A 16,208-nucleotide genomic window follows, 5' to 3' on the forward strand; every position below is an offset into this window, starting at 1 on the left:
TGGCAATCATGCAAAAACACAGCATCACGTCATTAGTAGTAGTGGATGCCGAGAACAGACCTGAGGCCGTACTTCACTTGCACGATTTATTACGCGCAGGCGTCTTTTAATTAAGAGGAACAAAATGAACGAATTATTGGAACGAGCAAAGAAAATCCAATGCCTTATTTGTGATGTGGATGGAGTCCTCAGTGATGGCCTGCTGCATATAGATAATCATGGTAATGAATTAAAGTCTTTTCATGTCCAGGACGGCATGGGGCTGAAATTATTAATGGCAGCTGGCATAGAAGTTGCTGTAATTACTACCGCACGCAATGCTGTTGTAGATCATAGAATGCAGCAATTAGGCATCAAATATTATTATAAAGGCCAGGTTGATAAACGTAACGCCTATCAACAGCTCAAAAAAACATTAGGCTTGCAGGATGAGCAGTTCGCATATATTGGTGACGATTTGCCTGATTTGCCATTAATCCAGCAAGTGGGTCTTGGGGTTGCCGTTGGGAATGCCGTACCTCAGGTAAAAGAGTTCGCTGACTGGCAAACAACACAAACAGGTGGCCGGGGAGCCGTACGTGAACTATGCGATTTGATACTGAACGCACAAAATAAAACGGATTTAGCCTTGGAAGGTTATCTAACACAATGAATGCAGTCAAACAATCATTATGGCTATTACTCACGTTATTCATCCTGGCAGGTTCAGAATGGTATATGAATCAATCAAAAAAAACGACTGCATTGGATAATGATGCTTTATCGACAACAATTGACACAACAGTAACTCAATTAACTGTTCGTCAATTTAATAGCGAAGGCGTGTTAATCAATTTATTAACTACTCCTCTAATGGAACACATTCCGAAAGACGACGTTCATTTACTGAAAACTCCTCATATTGTTATTAAACAAGATGAGCAACCCGCGTGGGAAATAAACTCCATAAAAGCAAAATCCTTTGATGGAGGAGCACGTATTACTTTTATAGAACAAGTTGTTGTTCATCAAAACCCAGGTGATAAAACTCAGGAAAGTACATTAAAGACTGAAGAAGTCACCTACTTTCCGAAAGAAAAAAAAGCCACTACCAATCTTTTCGTTACCTATGAGCAACCAGGTAATATCATCCAGTCAACTGGTATGAACGCTTATCTGGATGAAAAAAGAGTAGAACTGCTCCATAAAGCAAGGGGAAGTTATGAGCCAGCTAAAGGTTAAATGGGGATTATATTTCATACTGATGATAATCTCTGTCATTGGGCATGCCCTGCCTACGGATAAAGAGCAAACCATGCATGTGGTATCTGACTCAGCAGATTTAAGCCAAAAAGATCATAAAGGAGTGTATTCAGGGAACGTGGAATTTATGCAAGGCACAACTAATCTTCATGCTGCTGACGCCGTAACCCAAGGAGATAATAAAAATCAGTTAATCCTCGCGATAGCTAATGGAAAAAATGGAAAGCAAGCTCATTACTGGACTGAAACCGGGCCCAATAAACCTCCATTTCATGCTTATGCCGACACGATTAAATATTATCCTCTGAAGCATCTTATTGAATTAATAGGTAATGCACGGGTAGAACAAGGCGCTAATTCATTATCAGCCGCGAAAATAAGTTATGATACACTGGAACAGCATGTCATTACTGAAAGCAAAGGAAAAACCAGAACCACAATTATCATTTACCCAGAAAAGAAACCAACATGAGTCTATTGGAAGCACGCGATTTAAAAAAATCATTTAAAACCAGGACGGTTGTAAATGGAATCAACATTAATATCAAACAAGGCGAATGTGTTGGCTTATTAGGCCCGAATGGCGCTGGAAAAACCACCTGCTTTTATATGATTGTCGGTTTACAATCCTGTGATGCTGGGCAAATCATTCTAAATGGTAAAGACATCACTCAATCCGCTATGCACCAAAGGGCTCGACTTGGTATTAGCTACTTGCCTCAAGAAGCATCTGTATTCCGCAAACTGACTGTTGCAGAAAACATTATGGCGATACTAGAGCTTAGAACAGATTTAGACGAACAAGCCAGAGAAGAGAAACTCGATCTATTGCTTCAGGAATTTCATATCACCCATATCGAAAAAAGTCTGGGGATGGCGCTTTCTGGAGGAGAACGAAGGCGGGTTGAAATTGCCAGAGCGCTGGCAATCGAGCCATCCTTTATTTTACTTGATGAACCTTTTGCCGGGGTAGATCCTATTTCAGTTATCGACATTAAAAAAATTATTCAACATTTATGTCATCAAGGAATAGGAGTATTAATCACCGATCATAACGTACGAGAAACATTGGATATCTGTGAGCGTGCGTATATCGTCAGTCAAGGTAAAATTTTATGTGAGGGAACTCCTGATATTATTCTTGCCAATCAGCAAGTAAGAACTGTTTATCTGGGTGAAGATTTTACTTTGTAATGATAAATTCGCAGAAAATTCTTATCCAGTACTCTTGCAGCACTTATTAAATAAAACAATTATGCTAAGATAACACCAATTCTTATACCATTTGATATAGCGACAAATAAAACTCTATGCTGTTACTCATTGATAATTACGACTCTTTTACTTATAACCTCGTTCAATATTTTCAATGTTTGAATCAAGATGTTGCGGTCTATGCTCATGACAAAATTAATATCGAACTCATTCGAGAGCTGAATCCTCAGCATCTGGTCATATCACCAGGCCCCAACTCCCCCAATGAAGCAGGCATTTCATTAGAGGCAATCAGAGAATTACATAAAGAAATCCCTATATTAGGAATTTGTCTTGGGCATCAATGCTTAGCTCAGGCATTTGGCGGAACCATTATTTCAGCCCCCCAAATCATGCATGGAAAAACGTCAAATATCCTTCATCATTATCAAGGTCTCTTTAAGAATATCCCTAATTATTTTAAAGCCACGCGTTATCATTCTCTTGCTGTTGATGTACCCAGCCTACCTGATTGTTTTTCAATAGATGCCTGGGCAGAAGATACAATTATGGCAATTTCACATCGTCAATATCCGCTTTTTGGACTACAATTTCATCCTGAAGCAATTTTAAGCCAATATGGGCTACACCTATTAGAGAATTTTTTAAGTTATGAAACCCAATCAATTATTTGAACACCTGATTGCAGAAAAAAATCTGGATACAGCCCAAATGCAGGAAGTGATTCATGCTTGCATGACGGGTCAGCTCAATGACACTCAAATTGCCGCGTTTTTAGCATTAATGCGCATGAAAGGTGAAACGACAGAAGAGTTAACTGCAGCAGCAGAGGTAATGCGCCAGCTCGCCCATCCTCTGGATTTAGGTGAACAACTTATTGATATTGTGGGCACTGGAGGCGATGGAAAAAATACCTTTAATGTATCTACCGCATGCAGTTTTGTAGTAGCTGCAACAGGGATTACTGTAGCCAAGCATGGAAATCGCTCCGTATCCAGCCGTAGCGGCAGTGCCGATTTGTTAGAACAGGCAGGGTTTATTTTAAATCTTACAGACGAACAAATTCAAACATGCATCAAACAATGTAACCTTGCTTTTCTATTTGCTCCTCATTACCATCCAGCCATGCAGTATGCGAGAACAGCAAGACAACAATTAGGAATTAGAACTCTGTTTAATTTGTTGGGCCCATTAATCAATCCAGCGCGCGTGAAAAAACAGGTGGTTGGCGTATTTTCTCAAACCTGGCAAAAACCTCTGGCGACTGTACTGGCCAACTTGGGCAGTGACCGCTCATTAGTAATCAGTTCATTAGATGGCCTGGATGAAATAAGTATTTGCGCACCAACTAGAGTAGTAGAATACCAACAAGGTGTTTTTAATGAATGGGAAATTGACCCCAAAGATTATGGGATTCATCACCCAAATCTGAATGCAATTATCGTGGACTCTCCGCAGCAAAGCCTGGAATTCATCGAATTGGCACTATCAGGTACGCCTGGCCCAGCAAGAGATATGGTCGTTCTTAATTCCGCAGCTGCCATTTATTGCGCTAAAGACAACCTATCGTTTAACAGCGCCGTTGAAATAGCAAAAGCAGCGCTGGACAATGGTAAGGCTGCAGAATGTTTCACCAGGCTTCGCTCTTTAACTCAAACTTTAAATAAAGAATCAAACCATGAATAGTATTTTACAACGAATTGCCGAACATAAATTAGCGGAAGTAACTAAGGCCAAAAAAAATAAGTCATTGCACGCACTCACAGCAAAACAAGCGCTAGACAGCAGAGATTTTTCAACAGCCTTAATGAATAATTCATCCCCGGCAATAATCGCAGAGATAAAAAAAGCATCACCTAGCAAAGGAATAATTAAAGAGGATTTTGATGTGGCAGAGATTGCCGATGCTTACGCTCAAAATGGAGCGAAGTGCTTATCGGTTTTAACCGATATTGAATTTTTTCAGGGACATCCAGATAATATTGCCCTAGCCAAATCTCATTGCAATTTACCAGTATTACGTAAAGACTTTATAATCGACCCCTACCAGATCCATGAAAGTGTAGCATTAGGCGCAGATTGCATCCTCCTAATAGCCGCCATGTTAGATGATATTCAATTACTTGATTTTTGTCAGCTAGCTCAGGAACTTAAATTGGCAGTTTTGGTGGAAAGCCATACTCGTGAGGAGCTTGATAGAGCTATAAAATTACCTACCCCATTAATAGGAATAAACAATCGCAGTCTTCATACCTTTAAAACGGACATACAATTAAGTATTCAGTTAAAAAACGATGTCCCCGAAGATAAAATTATTATTACTGAAAGTGGCATTAATACTCGTGCAGACATTAAATTAATGCAATCACATGGAATCAATACGTTTCTCATTGGCGAAAGTTTAATGAGAGCCAAAAGCATCGGCGATGCATTAAAAGGATTGTTAAACGATCCCATCTAAATTATTTTTCATAGCCAGGTTCTGGAGTCTGAACAGGCTCTGGTTCTGGTAACTCAGGATAATCAGGTTCATAGATATCAGGATCAATAGGATACTCCATTGGTTCTTCCGGATACTCATCAGGTTTTTCTGGGTATTCATCGGGCACTTCCGATAATTTATACTGTCTCAAAATAATCTCGAGTTATAGTAACCTTCATTAAGTATAGCAAAGCACGATTTATCTATTGGCTCTGCGCACGAATTTTTTATCGAGTATTTAACAAAAAACATACTCACCAAACGTTCATTCTGAAAACTGGTTCTTGCATTTAGGGGAACTGACTAAATGCTCTATCAAGGAAATAGACAAGATTGAATGTTGTAGCTCATATTAGCATTGCGCGAAGCAATACTGCAATTTTTTCAAACGACCCGTTTTTTTATTTACCAATCCATTATGATTATTGTTGGTCGTTTTGATTTGTTGATTATTATTAATTTCTGCTTTTGAATACATAACTGACCTCTACTTTGCATCAATTAAATTAAATAAATTACCTCAAATTGCCTAAAAAAACCAAATAGGACAATACTAACTCACAGGGGCTATTTCAAAGAGCAGCAGATTAAATTATGATGACCTCCCATTCATGACGCGCGAAACGCTATTCGCTCAGTTTAAATCACACTATATATAGAGGAATGAGAATGAAGGTAGCCGTTATCACTGGTGCTGCAAATGGTATAGGACTCGCTTTAAGCCAGGTTTGCCTCCAACGGGGCTTCAATGTAGTTATGGTAGACAAAGACGGCACCAAACTTCGGGATGAGCGCAATAAACTGATAGAGCAATATCCCGAACAAGTGATTCAGGTTACTTGCGATATAACGAAACCGGATGAAGTGGAGCATCTGTTGTCCGTGGTTGATCAAGAATTCGGCCAAGTGGACTGGATTTTTAATAATGCAGGTATTATAGGAAACCTGGGACCGGTATGGGAATTACAAGCAGACCATATGAAACAGGTTATGGAGGTAAATTTATTTGGCATGGCTCATGTCATCAGAACATTCACTCCTTATTTATTTAAACAGTCTTTTAATGCTCACATTATCAACATGGCAAGCCTGTATGCTCTTTGTTCTGGATCTCAAATGGCTGCGTATTCGATGTCCAAACATGCTGTATTGGCGTTATCAGAATCACTGCATTTTGATCTGAAACGTCTTGATAAACCAGTGGATGTGTCCGTTGTATTCCCATCCTTTACCGATACATCTTTATTAGCCAATAAATCCTCTGAATCCAACTCTGTTCTTCATGATTCGCTAAGCACCTTATTATCACACTCACGCCCGGCCATGGACGTAGCAATGCATATTGTAAATGAGGTAGAACAAAACAAATTTTATATTTTGCCGGATAAAGAAGTAAAAGGCTATTGTGAAAGCAGAGCAAAAGCCATTATTCACCAAGAGGAACCTCATATTAATAATATTGAGAAATTAATGGCATCACTTATAAAACGTAAACGAACTTTAGGATAAAGGAAGCATACCATTCCATCAGAGTTAGTTGACATATCCGTCTAAAATCCCGCGCACAAGGCACGGGATGGAGTTTTGGCGTAGTAGTTTAGATTAAGAAGTAACCTTCAGTCCAAATCGTTTCTGTCCCAGCATTTTTAATAACTCGCGACGAAAAATATGATAATCCACTTCCAAAGCATGGCGTCTGTTTGATTTAAAGCGATAATGAGGTTTATTGATTTCTCTGGCAATTTTTTTATGCAATTGCTCTGGACGTTTCAAACTTCCGGCAATAATTCGAGCAACAATTTTAGATTGATAATCAGCCAAAGGCCAAATACACCCCTGAGGTTGGCAAAGACCGATAAAATAAAGGGTATCGAAATCGGGATGCATCATTTTCCGATACAACGGAATTTTGGTCGAATTACTAAAATCCAATGATTCCTTATCAAAAAATGGGAAACTGATTTTATAACCGGTTGCGAAAATTACCGTATCAAAATCATCCTGACTACCATCAGAAAAATGAACTTTAGTTCCGTCAAAATGCGAGATCCCTGCTTTGGGTACTATCTTGCCATGGCGAATAAAATAGAGAAGTTCAGAGTTAATTGTTGGATGAATTTCTAAAGGGCCACAGTCAGGCTTCATTAATTTATATTTACCATATCGACCCTGTAAGCCGCGTATAACCAAACTAATAAATTTTTGCCTAAACCAAGATGGCATCCATTGGATTTTAGCTACAGCAACATCAGTCGGCTTGCCAAAAATAAATTTTGGGAAGATATGATAGCCTCTACGCATGCTGATGCAGGTCTGCTGTGTCACACGAGATATTTCAACCGCAACATCACAAGCAGAATTTCCACCACCAACAACCAATACTTTTTTATCTTTAAAAACAGCTGCTTTCTTATATTGATGAGAATGAAGCACTTCGCCGGAAAACTCTCCTGGGTATTGCGGTAACACCGGATCCCAATGATGTCCGTTAGCAATTAACAAATAATCATAAAATGCCTCATGAGTGCCTTGCGCATCCTCATAAAGAACATGCCATTTGTTTTCATCAGTGCGCGTAACGTTTACAACTGTTGTGTTAAATCGAATATATTGCTCAAGATTAAAATGCTGGGCATAATTTTTAAAATACTGTAATAACTGCATATGAGAAGGATAGTCAGAATACTCCGCAGGCATAGGAAAATCTTCAAACTGCGACCATCTTTTTGAGCTGATGATATGAGTAGTTTCATAAACGCTGGAATGAGTGTTATTCACATCATAAACCCAGTTACCGCCGATTTGATTATTCTTTTCAAAAGCAGTAATGCTCGTTAAACCTTGCTCCTGTAAATTTTTAATCGCTGCTATACCACTAGGACCTGCTCCAATAACGCATATACGTGGAGCAGATTGGCCATTAAGCGCCCTGTTTATTTCCATCAATTAACACCTTTTCAACTTTGTCCAATATCATCGCTTGCACCACTTTATCTTTATCAATGGTAAAATGATTTACATTAACATCCTTTAACAATTCCACGTTAACATTTTCGATCTGAGTTTTTTCAGGACTTACTGCTCGTAGCTTTAAACCACTGAACATTGGAACAAAACCTGGTTTATATACATTGAGTACTTGTTTCACATTTGGAGGCACTATAGTTTGAGATACTGCATCCACCGTGACTAAAAGAGCTACAGGAACACCTGCATCGTTAAGATTTCTGGCTACTTTGATCTGCTCATTAGCCCCCAGTGAATGTCCTACTAATATAATTGGTCTGTGTTCTTTTTGTTTGTAGTAACGACTAATGATATTACGGCTTACTTCACCTGCGTTGTACCACATCGTACTACGGGAAGAAATATGATATTTTTCTGCTACTGAATCTCGAAGTTGATTCATCCCAATACTAAAAATTCCTAAGCCACCCCGCATAGTATGTACTTCCCCTTTTTTAGAAGAAGGAGTATTCGCTTTAGGAATACTGGCACTATTGGTATGCTTATGCGCTTTTTTTCTATAAGCACTTCTTGAGCCTGATAAATCAACACATCCAGTTAAAATACTGCTAACTAACAATAGCGCTACAAAGGAGTATATAGGCTGCTTGCGATAATAATTCATGTTATTTTTAGTGTGGTTTTTTGAGAGATTATAATAACTGATTCTTTATATCTTTTACAGAGCCCCCTCTTTAAGGTCACTGTCATTCAGACGTACAGACGTACTTTTTTGCCAGTGCTTCTTAAGAGGATTGATGTATCTGCTCCTATGCTCAGAATCTTCTCAATTCATGCTTTTATCTACTGATTTAAAGATACAACTGGATCCAGATAGCGTCCTTGTCCCCAATGCACATGAACGATTTCAAGAGCCTGCCATTGGCTCTCTCGTTCTACCTGAGTTGCAACAACTTGAATGTCCAGGGTTTTAGCCATCTCATTAAAATAATGGATAAAGAATTGCTTGCTTTCATTTTCGTCAATGTCCTGTACCAGACTCCCGTGCAATTTAATATAATCTATATGTAATTCACTTAAGTAATGCAGTGGTGAGAAATGAATTCCCACTCGATCGACACCGAGCTTAACTCCAAGCTTCTGAGCTTGTTTCGCAAATAATTTCACCTCGGCAAAAGAGGATAAAACCATAGATTCACTCAGTTCCAATGACAAATTGTTTCGTACAGCTTTGGGTGTGTCCTTTAACAGCTGCAAATACATTTCTGTATGCCCTTTATTCGCCAAAGTATCCTGAGAAATGTTTACTGCATAGCCATTAGTTGAAGCACTGCCTAGTGTCGCTAGCTTTTTAAGAACATAGAAATCAATCAAATGTGCTAATCCGGCCTTCTCAGCAATTGGCATAAAATAACCAGCTCCCAGTTCTTTATGTTCTCTATCATAAATTCGCACAAAGAGTTCTCTATGCAAAAGATCTTTACCGTTAGTAACTGCTTGAGAATACAAACCGAGTTCTTTTTGCTCCAGTGAGTGAATAAGATCATCTCGAGTAATCAGTCGTGGATAGTTAAATGAATCATGATCTTTTTGGCAGAAAAATACCCCACTCTCACGAGCTTTTTTAACAGACAGATCCACCATAGAAAGCAAATTGGAAACATTTTGGTGCGCAAAATAACTGGCAGCCCCCATATGAGCAGTACATTGTTTTACCTCATTTAATATTTGCTGCAAAATTTGTTCGAAATTCTTGCATTCGTTATCAAAAACCTCTGGATCCCGTTCATGAATAATCACAGCAAAGGTGCTGCCGTTAATACGAGCAAGAGTGCTTACTGAAGGTTGTTTCCAAAAATCCTTACAAATACGAGTAATGGATAAAATGAGTTCATCACCCTGCTGATAACTCTGTTGTTGGTTTAATTCATCAAGGCCATCGATCACAATTAATAAAACATAGCCCGGAATAAATTCATCATCGTTATCCAAAATTGCTGATATTTGTTGTAAAAAATAACGACGATTACTTAAACCAGTCAAAGGGTCTTGATAAACCTGTATTCGCAATAATTCAGCCTGTTGTAACTGATCCTGGAATAATGATTTAATTTTTATCACCATCTGATTCATTGCTAAAGTAACTTGTCTGAGTTCTGGTGTTCTGGGTATATGCTCCTCGATAGGAAATTCATGTTCAGAAATAGCCAAAGCCTGAGCAGTTACTCTTTTTAAAGGCCTTAATAAAATCTGCAGAAAAACATAACTTAGAAGTAAGGCTACTAAAGCAAAAAGAAAATACGCTTTTAACATCTCGACAGCATTACGCCATAAAGACTCATACATATTCGAAGGATCACTTATCACCGAAACCACGCCAGCCTGCATCCACCCATCCATAACTAATGAAGATTTTTGTGTAGAAGGCCATCGAATCAAATTGACGAACCATTGTGGCACATTGCTTTGCTGGGGCAATAACTTTTTAGTAATAATCACTTTGCCTTTAACATCTTTGACCTGAATAAATGAAAAATAGCCTCTATCAAAGACAGCCTGCACCATAGAATTCATCGTAGGGATATCGCGACTTAATAAGGATTGAGATAATGACAATCCCAGGGATGTAGCCGTATCCTGAGCATTACTTTCTATTTGTTGAATGAAAAAATTCCGCGCGTTATTCATCGTAATTATAAAATTTCCCATAAAAACGAGAAGTAACATTCCTAATACACCCAAAGCCATTTTCTTAATAAGTGTCATGGTGTTTCACCTTGTCATTGCATTCGTTTCAGTAATTCATCCCACTTCCCCAAACCATTGGGTTGTCCCATATAAGAGCTTTGCCCTCGTTGTTTAGCAAGCCATAACCCCTCACCATTGAAGCTGTATATTGGTTTGAGATCTGTTCGTTTGGATGCTTTCATAATGTGACTTTCCAAACTGTCTAAAATCAGAGGTTCTGCCTCTGGTGATGGATAATAAGATAACACCATATGCGCCTGTTGTAATTTGAGGGAAGTAACGTATGTAATTCTCAAACGTTCGGTAGGCACTCCTAAAGTAATTAACGTGAAATACTTGATGATTGCATAATCCTCACAATCCCCCCCTCCATCAATGATAAACTCATCCGGAGATTTCCAGTAATCCTCAACACCTTCAGATTGCTCGTCAGTTTCAAAATGAAATTGATTAAAAAATGAATTTACTTTCTCTAACTGAACCTCAACCGGTTTATTTTGTAGAGAAGTAATTAAATTAACCCAAGCCCTAAATCTCTTTTTAATATCACCTTGAGATTTTTGCTCCATTTGCTGAATTTTATCAATAGTTACAGAAGTTGAGGCTTGCATGACGGGGGTTGGAAAAACAGTAAAAGCCAGGCATATCAATAAAAATATGCCCGGCCTTTTATTATGCCTTATTAGGAGCTTTCTTAAATGTAACCAATACTCCCTGAACATGAGCCAGTTCCTTTAATCGCTCCATTCCATTACCCGCATGCCCACGATATTCATAGGGGCCAACAAGTACAGTAAGGAGATTATCGCAAACACTCATGAAGGATGAAAAACCAAGCCCATTCAATCTGTTCACGAGAGCAAGCGCTTCTTTTTTATCAGTGAATCTACCCGCAGAGACATACCACAACTTTGGCGTTACCTGCTGAGGATAAGTAGTGTTCTTATCTATTATAGCCTTAGTTAAAGGTGTTGTTTCCATATTTTTAACAGGCTGAGCTAAAAGCATAGGATTATCAGTATCATTTGGATAAGGCAGTTCATCCATACGTTTGTTGAGTAATATGTGTGTCTGAGCTGAGCTAAAGACATCATTATTCACTACGTTAACAGGTAATCTTAATTTCAGATAATACAGCAAGTTGCCCATTCCATTCAGGATTCTAAAGCGCGAGAGCATTTCATCATTTTTGCCACGAGCTAACTCAATCTCAGACTGATAATATTCATTCTGAGAATCCAACAAGTCTAAAAGAGTTCTTTTGCCTACTTTAAACTCATCCTGGTAGGCAGTACGCGTTCTTCTGGAGGCATCAACGTGTGTTTGCAATGGTTTTAATCTGAGAGCAGCAGTAGTGTACACGTTCCAGGATAATCTAATGGCTTCTTTCAACTGCAGCAAAGAGCGGTTCTTCACTTCATATGCATCCTGAACCTGGTAAGCTGTTTGACGAACATATGCTTCATCTGCCCCACCACGAAATGCGTTATAGTTCATTCTAATTGCAGCCAAATCAGAGTTGTTGGGGCCAACAAGACCACTGAGGTTCCTGTTTTTAGAAGAGCTTAATACTAAATCAACTTTAGGATAGTATGCTGCTCTTGCTACTTGGTATTGAGCCTTGGCTTGTTTAATATCAGCATAACTGGATTTTACTGTAGGGTGATTATCCAAGCCTTTTTCAAGAGCTTTCGTCAAAGTTCCCGGTAATTCCTTATTGGTTGGGATATGAGGCCAGGTTAAATGTTCCGGCCATTTTCCAACTAATCGAGCATAATTGATTCGTACTTCTTGCAGATTTGCCTGCGCACTGATTTTATTAGACTCGGCCAGAGCCAAACGCGCAACAGCCTGATCAACCTCCGCCTCTCTGGAAATACCTGCATCAGCACGTTCTCTAATCATTTTAAACACTGATTTATGTGCTTGAAGGTTAGAAATAGAATGGGCATAAAGGCGCTCATGCATCAAAACAGCTAAATAAACTTTGGTAATATCAAGCGCTAAATCTTCAGCAACGCCTTGTGTCTTCCATCTTTGGGACTGAGTAATATACTGGTTACGTTTAACTTCGTTAACTACCCCGCCTCCAGCAAACAAATTTTGCCTAAGCTCTACAGCAGATTCATTACGGTCAAGAATCGCGACATTAGTATCATCAATTGCGGCAGTGGTCGGGTTTAAGCTTCGTTCTCGGCCAAATCCGGCAGTGACATCCACAGTAGGATAATAAGCACCTTTTGCCTTATTTACACCCTGTTTAGCAGCAAGACCCTTTGCAGTATTTGACAGAACATCAGGATTTGAAATCATTCCATGCTGCACCGCATCGTACAAGCTATCGGCGGTTGCACCGAAAGAAGTTAATATTGCTGCCAAAATTAGCGCATGTCTCATGCCACGTCCTTATATTTGATATATGATATAACTTATGAATTGGGTATTTTCACCTATTAAGTTAATTCATTGCATAAGCTCCTTCAATAGATTTTGAAATCTTTTTTTATCTGCTAGTATAAGCAAATAATTGATTTGTTGGATATTTTTTCACTATGGCCATTCAATTCTCAGTACTTACGGTCAGTCAACTGAATAAACAAGTTAAAAGCTATCTGGAAAATGAATTAGGAATTGTTCATGTAGAGGGAGAACTATCCAATTTAAGCAAACCGTCTTCAGGGCACTATTATTTCACCTTAAAAGACGGTGGCGCTCAAATTCGCTGTGTTTTTTTTAAAAACAGACATTTCGGCCCCTCTGTCAAAAAATTAACTGATGGTCAGCAGATAGTTGCTAGTGGAACACTAAGTCTCTATGAAGCAAGAGGAGATTATCAGTTAATAGTGGAACAAGTTACTGAGTCCGGTCTTGGCGAACTGTACAAACAATTTGAAGAATTGAAAAACAAACTTGCCGCAGAAGGATTATTTCATCCTGCACGCAAAAAAATGCTCCCTGCAATTCCCAAAACTATAGGTATTATTACGTCCGCCAGCGGCGCTGCGATTCAGGATATATTATCGACACTCGCCCGAAGATTTCCTTTGGCACACATCATTATTTATCCCAGCGAAGTTCAAGGAACAACAGCCCCTCAACAACTGATAAATGCCTTACTCTGCGCGAATGCCAAACCTCGTTGTGATGTTCTCATATTAGCTCGTGGTGGCGGTAGCATGGAAGATTTATGGGCTTTTAATAACGAACAACTCGCGCGACACATTGCTGCCAGCACGATTCCGATTGTATCAGGAGTAGGCCATGAAACAGATTTTACTATTGCAGATTTCGTAGCTGATTTTAGAGCAGAAACACCAACTGCCGCAGCTATTGCTGTAACCCCAAATGGCGTTGAATTACTCAATACCGTAAACAATGCCATTTCTCGATTGCATTCTGCAATCAACAGACAAACTGAAAATCATCAATTGAGATTAAAACATTTATTAGAGAAAATTTCTTCACCCCGTCGGACAATTATTTCTTATTGGCAAACACTGGATTACCTGGAGCGCCAGCTAGTAACGAACATGGCGCAACTGATTCAGAAGAAGAGACAGAATCTGAACCTCTGTTTTGCTCAGTTACAGACAGAAAATCCCATAACGCAAATCGAACACACCCAAATTCGTCTCAACCAACTCATAATTCAATTAAACCAGCACATCAGAGCCAAAATAAAACAATTAAGATTTCAAATGACATCCAATTTATCAACTTTACATGCAGTTAGTCCCTTGGCTACACTAGACCGAGGTTATGCCATCGCAAGCAGCGACAATAAAATACTTTTTAATGCACACCAAGTGGCCATCGGAGATTCCATCGAAGTGCGTTTGGCAAAAGGCAATCTCATTTGCGACGTGACACAAATTAAGGACTAACTATTCATGAACAAAATTATCAGTTGCATTATATTCTTTTTATGCGTTTTCTCACATTGCGTCAATGCGTTAGCTTTGCCTGAAAACCATGCCGTCAATGGAGGATTGACCATCATCCCTATAGACATTAAGAATCAACCTGAAGCTTATTATCATGGAAATAAAATTCCAGTTATTCCAAGTACCAAACCGAACCAATGGCTGCTTATTGTAGCAATTCCTCTAAATAATAAAGATCCCATTCAGTACATTGATATAAAAAAACCAATCAAAACCACCATTCCCTTCCAAGTCAGTGATAAATTTTACACAACTCAATATTTGACGATCAACGATTTAAGTAAAGTAGATCCCCAAGCAGAAGATAAGGTGCGTATTGAACAAGAAACGAAAAAATTAACTGGAATTTTTGCAAAATACACGAACACTAATCCTTTCAAACAACAATTCAAGGCCCCTCTACGCGGCCCTATCAGTAGTTTATTTGGCTTAAAACGCGTGTATAACAAACAGCCAAGAGATCCACATTCAGGCCTGGATATAGCAGCGCCTCAAGGTGAACCGATTCATGCAATAGGCAAAGGTAACGTCGTCGAAACAGGGGATTATTTTTTTACGGGCAATACCGTCATTATCGATCATGGCATGGGAGTATTTTCTCTTTATGCCCATTTAAGCAAAATTCTCGTGCACGTCGGAGAGAACGTGAAACAAGGACAAGAGCTTGGCTTAGTAGGAATGACCGGTCGAGTCACAGGTCCTCATTTGCATTGGACAATGATAGTCAATCAAACTCAAGTTGAACCTTTGCTTTTTGTGCCAATACGCAATATTGCACTTCCACCTCCAGTACAGCCGAAAAAGGCACCTAAAGACACCGTTCAGACAACGGGCAAATCATGATCAATGAGTTAATGAACAGTCTGAATGTGATAATCGCTCAAACACAGAATAACTTTGAGGTATTGGGGCTTATTCTCCTTGTTCTCTGGATAGTCTTTTTTATTAGCCATTTTATCTATCCAGGAATTCTTTTCCTTGGAATCATCCCAAGACATATTCGGGGACTGCCTGGAATCATATGTGCACCATTGCTTCATGCCAACTTTAATCATCTCTTTTTCAATTCCATCCCCTTGCTGGTATTAAGCAATTTTATCCTGATCAACGGTCTTCATTATTACCTCATGGTCACGTTATATATTACGGTTCTTAGTGGTCTAGCTATATGGTGCTTCGCAATTCCCGGGATCCACATTGGCGCCAGTGCTGTAATTACAGGATATTGGGGATTTCTCATCTGTAATATTTACCAGCAAGGTACATTAACTACCGTAATTCTTGGTTTAGTGAGTTTGTATTATTTTGCCGGTATCTTTTTTGGGATTTTCCCAAGAGAAAAAGGAGTTTCATGGCAGGGACATTTATTTGGTTTGCTAGCCGGTATCGCAACAAGTTATATTTTTGCACTGTAATCCGGTCAAACATTTTACGAATTTTTACCTTAAACAACTATTTTAAAATAGCGGTATAGGAATTAGCAAGATCCTCTAATAATCCGCCAAACTCTGTGCTATTCTAAAATTAATAAATATAATAAAGAGACATAAGATGCTGTCACTCAAAACACTAATTATATCTGGTTTGTTAAGCATGGTTATCTCTCCAGT

At 38.9% G+C, this 16,208-nt stretch carries 17 protein-coding genes and 1 pseudogene; 12 read left to right on the forward strand and 6 right to left on the reverse strand.

Features of this window, described 5'->3' with window-relative positions:
• The 8 genes and pseudogenes from Q0495_RS15065 to trpC all read left to right on the forward strand — a co-directional run.
• Positions 1–110 (forward strand): annotated as a pseudogene (locus tag Q0495_RS15065) (D-arabinose 5-phosphate isomerase); the annotation flags it as partial.
• Positions 111–124: 14 nt separating this feature from the next.
• Positions 125–652 carry a 3-deoxy-manno-octulosonate-8-phosphatase KdsC gene (gene kdsC, locus Q0495_RS15070; RefSeq protein ID WP_298627745.1) on the forward strand — a complete coding sequence of 176 codons (528 nt, stop codon included), beginning with the start codon at positions 125–127 and terminating at the stop codon, positions 650–652.
• Entirely contained in the window at positions 649–1,221 is a 573-nt protein-coding gene (lptC, locus tag Q0495_RS15075) for an LPS export ABC transporter periplasmic protein LptC (RefSeq protein WP_298627747.1), read from the forward strand. Before kdsC ends, lptC begins: the two co-directional genes overlap by 4 nt.
• Positions 1,202–1,714, forward strand: coding sequence for a lipopolysaccharide transport periplasmic protein LptA (lptA, locus tag Q0495_RS15080; protein WP_298627749.1), 513 nt, complete (start codon positions 1,202–1,204; stop codon positions 1,712–1,714). Before lptC ends, lptA begins: the two co-directional genes overlap by 20 nt.
• Positions 1,711–2,436, forward strand: coding sequence for an LPS export ABC transporter ATP-binding protein (gene lptB / locus Q0495_RS15085; RefSeq protein ID WP_298627751.1), 726 nt, complete (start codon positions 1,711–1,713; stop codon positions 2,434–2,436). The genes lptA and lptB overlap by 4 nt, the downstream gene beginning before the upstream one ends.
• A 116-nt stretch (positions 2,437–2,552) precedes the next feature.
• On the forward strand, positions 2,553–3,131 hold the full coding sequence (locus tag Q0495_RS15090) for an aminodeoxychorismate/anthranilate synthase component II (protein ID WP_298627753.1): 579 nt from the start codon (positions 2,553–2,555) through the stop codon (positions 3,129–3,131).
• Positions 3,109–4,143 carry an anthranilate phosphoribosyltransferase gene (gene trpD, locus Q0495_RS15095; protein WP_298627755.1) on the forward strand — a complete coding sequence of 345 codons (1,035 nt, stop codon included), beginning with the start codon at positions 3,109–3,111 and terminating at the stop codon, positions 4,141–4,143. Before Q0495_RS15090 ends, trpD begins: the two co-directional genes overlap by 23 nt.
• Positions 4,136–4,918: an indole-3-glycerol phosphate synthase TrpC gene (trpC, locus tag Q0495_RS15100; RefSeq protein ID WP_298627757.1), complete on the forward strand. Its 783-nt coding sequence runs from the start codon at positions 4,136–4,138 to the stop codon at positions 4,916–4,918. The genes trpD and trpC overlap by 8 nt, the downstream gene beginning before the upstream one ends.
• Position 4,919: 1 nt before the next feature.
• Here the strand turns inward: trpC and Q0495_RS15105 are convergent, their stop codons facing one another.
• Positions 4,920–5,090, reverse strand: a complete 171-nt coding sequence (locus Q0495_RS15105) for a hypothetical protein (protein ID WP_298627759.1) — start codon at positions 5,088–5,090, stop codon at positions 4,920–4,922.
• Between the two features lie 518 nt (positions 5,091–5,608).
• On the opposite strand from Q0495_RS15105, the gene Q0495_RS15110 reads away from it, so the two are divergent.
• On the forward strand, positions 5,609–6,448 hold the full coding sequence (locus Q0495_RS15110) for an SDR family oxidoreductase (RefSeq protein ID WP_298627761.1): 840 nt from the start codon (positions 5,609–5,611) through the stop codon (positions 6,446–6,448).
• Positions 6,449–6,541: 93 nt separating this feature from the next.
• On the opposite strand, the gene Q0495_RS15115 is transcribed toward Q0495_RS15110, so the two are convergent.
• The 5 genes from Q0495_RS15115 to Q0495_RS15135 form a co-directional block, all read right to left on the reverse strand.
• The gene (locus tag Q0495_RS15115) at positions 6,542–7,882 is read right to left on the reverse strand and encodes an NAD(P)-binding domain-containing protein (RefSeq protein WP_298627764.1); all 1,341 of its coding nucleotides are present in this window, start codon (positions 7,880–7,882) and stop codon (positions 6,542–6,544) included.
• Complete coding sequence (locus tag Q0495_RS15120; RefSeq protein WP_298627766.1) at positions 7,860–8,570, reverse strand: hypothetical protein; 711 nt, start codon at positions 8,568–8,570, stop codon at positions 7,860–7,862. Before Q0495_RS15120 ends, Q0495_RS15115 begins: the two co-directional genes overlap by 23 nt.
• A 179-nt stretch (positions 8,571–8,749) precedes the next feature.
• Positions 8,750–10,672: an EAL domain-containing protein gene (locus Q0495_RS15125; RefSeq protein WP_298627768.1), complete on the reverse strand. Its 1,923-nt coding sequence runs from the start codon at positions 10,670–10,672 to the stop codon at positions 8,750–8,752.
• A gap of 14 nt (positions 10,673–10,686) precedes the next feature.
• Positions 10,687–11,304, reverse strand: a complete 618-nt coding sequence (locus Q0495_RS15130; protein ID WP_298627769.1) for a transglutaminase-like cysteine peptidase — start codon at positions 11,302–11,304, stop codon at positions 10,687–10,689.
• Positions 11,305–11,326: 22 nt separating this feature from the next.
• The gene (locus Q0495_RS15135) at positions 11,327–13,051 is read right to left on the reverse strand and encodes a TolC family outer membrane protein (protein ID WP_298627770.1); all 1,725 of its coding nucleotides are present in this window, start codon (positions 13,049–13,051) and stop codon (positions 11,327–11,329) included.
• Between the two features lie 155 nt (positions 13,052–13,206).
• Between Q0495_RS15135 and xseA the strand changes: the two genes are divergently transcribed.
• From xseA to Q0495_RS15150, 3 genes are read left to right on the forward strand one after another with little or no spacing between them, the layout of a single operon-like run.
• Entirely contained in the window at positions 13,207–14,538 is a 1,332-nt protein-coding gene (gene xseA / locus Q0495_RS15140; protein ID WP_298627772.1) for an exodeoxyribonuclease VII large subunit, read from the forward strand.
• Positions 14,539–14,544: 6 nt separating this feature from the next.
• The gene (locus Q0495_RS15145; RefSeq protein WP_298627774.1) at positions 14,545–15,441 is read left to right on the forward strand and encodes a M23 family metallopeptidase; all 897 of its coding nucleotides are present in this window, start codon (positions 14,545–14,547) and stop codon (positions 15,439–15,441) included.
• On the forward strand, positions 15,438–16,013 hold the full coding sequence (locus Q0495_RS15150; protein WP_298627776.1) for a rhomboid family intramembrane serine protease: 576 nt from the start codon (positions 15,438–15,440) through the stop codon (positions 16,011–16,013). The genes Q0495_RS15145 and Q0495_RS15150 overlap by 4 nt, the downstream gene beginning before the upstream one ends.
• Positions 16,014–16,208 lie beyond the last annotated feature (195 nt).

The organism is uncultured Legionella sp., assembly GCF_937871865.1.
GTDB lineage: Bacteria > Pseudomonadota > Gammaproteobacteria > Legionellales > Legionellaceae > Legionella.

Bases quoted from the DNA above. Each gene is read 5' to 3' on its own strand.
- kdsC (WP_298627745.1), top strand. From the start codon at position 125: ATGAACGAATTATTGGAACGAGCAAAGAAAATCCAATGCCTTATTTGT.
- lptC (WP_298627747.1), top strand. From the start codon at position 649: ATGAATGCAGTCAAACAATCATTATGGCTATTACTCACGTTATTCATC.
- lptA (WP_298627749.1), top strand. From the start codon at position 1,202: ATGAGCCAGCTAAAGGTTAAATGGGGATTATATTTCATACTGATGATA.
- lptB (WP_298627751.1), top strand. From the start codon at position 1,711: ATGAGTCTATTGGAAGCACGCGATTTAAAAAAATCATTTAAAACCAGG.
- Q0495_RS15090 (WP_298627753.1), top strand. From the start codon at position 2,553: ATGCTGTTACTCATTGATAATTACGACTCTTTTACTTATAACCTCGTT.
- trpD (WP_298627755.1), top strand. From the start codon at position 3,109: ATGAAACCCAATCAATTATTTGAACACCTGATTGCAGAAAAAAATCTG.
- trpC (WP_298627757.1), top strand. From the start codon at position 4,136: ATGAATAGTATTTTACAACGAATTGCCGAACATAAATTAGCGGAAGTA.
- Q0495_RS15110 (WP_298627761.1), top strand. From the start codon at position 5,609: ATGAAGGTAGCCGTTATCACTGGTGCTGCAAATGGTATAGGACTCGCT.
- Q0495_RS15115 (WP_298627764.1), bottom strand. From the start codon at position 7,882: ATGGAAATAAACAGGGCGCTTAATGGCCAATCTGCTCCACGTATATGC.
- Q0495_RS15120 (WP_298627766.1), bottom strand. From the start codon at position 8,570: ATGAATTATTATCGCAAGCAGCCTATATACTCCTTTGTAGCGCTATTG.
- Q0495_RS15125 (WP_298627768.1), bottom strand. From the start codon at position 10,672: ATGACACTTATTAAGAAAATGGCTTTGGGTGTATTAGGAATGTTACTT.
- Q0495_RS15135 (WP_298627770.1), bottom strand. From the start codon at position 13,051: ATGAGACATGCGCTAATTTTGGCAGCAATATTAACTTCTTTCGGTGCA.
- xseA (WP_298627772.1), top strand. From the start codon at position 13,207: ATGGCCATTCAATTCTCAGTACTTACGGTCAGTCAACTGAATAAACAA.
- Q0495_RS15145 (WP_298627774.1), top strand. From the start codon at position 14,545: ATGAACAAAATTATCAGTTGCATTATATTCTTTTTATGCGTTTTCTCA.
- Q0495_RS15150 (WP_298627776.1), top strand. From the start codon at position 15,438: ATGATCAATGAGTTAATGAACAGTCTGAATGTGATAATCGCTCAAACA.